Genomic DNA, 1,045 nt, shown 5'->3' with positions numbered 1-1,045 from the left:
GGGTAACGGGCTCATGAGGCATGGGGGTTGAAGGCGGACAAGTCGAGCTTGCCAGCAACGAGAAAGAGGACCGTGCGCATCGTCGTGAAGCGCGTGTATCCGCGGGCCTTTCGCTTGGCAGCTTGAAACAAGCCGTTGATGGCTTCGATGAAGCCGTTGGTCTGGCGGGTTTGAGTCCAGGCGACGATGCCCTCGAAGTGCCGACGAATCAGGCGCGCGACTTCCTTCATCGGTTCGACCTTTGAGCGCATGACGTTGGTGCACCACTGCCGCAACATCCCTGAGACGACATGGATTTGCTTGCGTTCGAGAATCTCCCGCAGCTGCTGGCGATACAGCCATGCGCGAGCGGTGCGCTTGGTGGCGTACTGCCTGAGAAGCGCCTCGAGGTCGGTCAATTGCGCAAGATTCAGTTTGTTGGCGTCCTTGAGCAGCGTCCAGCGCATCCCTTTGAGTTCTGGGTCGGCTTTCTGTTGTTGGCGGCGTACCATATCAAGCGCCCTGGATGCGTGGGCGACGACGTGAAACTTGTCGAACGTCACTCGCGCATTGGGCAGATGTTCGCCCACGCCCTTGATGAACGCGGGCGACATGTCGATGCTCACGGAGGTGACTTGCTCGGACGTGCCGTGGTGCTGGCTAAGGTACGCCGCAAAGCTCTCGATTGTCTGCGCGTCACGGCCGGGCGTGACGAACACGACGCGCCGCGCCTGCATATCGGCGACCAGCGTCAGATACTCGTGGCCGCGTCGGTACGAGGTCTCGTCAATGGCTACCGTGCTCACGTCCGACAAATTCGCCGATGCGAGCGCGAGTTCCACATAGCGCGAACAGATGGCATGCACTCGATGCCACGACAGGTTGACGATGCGCGCCACAGCGGCAAACGGCATCTGCTGCGCCAGCATCAGCACCAGCGCTTCGAACAGCTGCGTGAAGCCGTCGAGTTGGCCGACCCAATCGGGCTCGACCAGCCGTACCGAGCCGTCCGGCAAGCGCACTCGCGGCACCCGCACTTCCAGATAGCACTCGTGTTGGAAAAAAT

The 1,045-nt window shown here is 61.1% G+C and carries 1 protein-coding gene; it reads right to left on the bottom strand.

Annotated elements, in window-relative coordinates:
• Nucleotides 1-11: 11 nt before the first annotated feature.
• Nucleotides 12-1,045: ISL3 family transposase (locus AWB66_RS32560; protein WP_087634058.1), on the bottom strand; the 1,034-nt coding region annotated here is incomplete at its 5' end.

The organism is Caballeronia telluris, assembly GCF_001544495.1.
Classification (GTDB): domain Bacteria; phylum Pseudomonadota; class Gammaproteobacteria; order Burkholderiales; family Burkholderiaceae; genus Caballeronia; species Caballeronia telluris.
The sequence above is the reverse complement of the archived record's forward strand: the minus strand, read 5'-3'. Positions and strand labels throughout refer to the sequence as shown.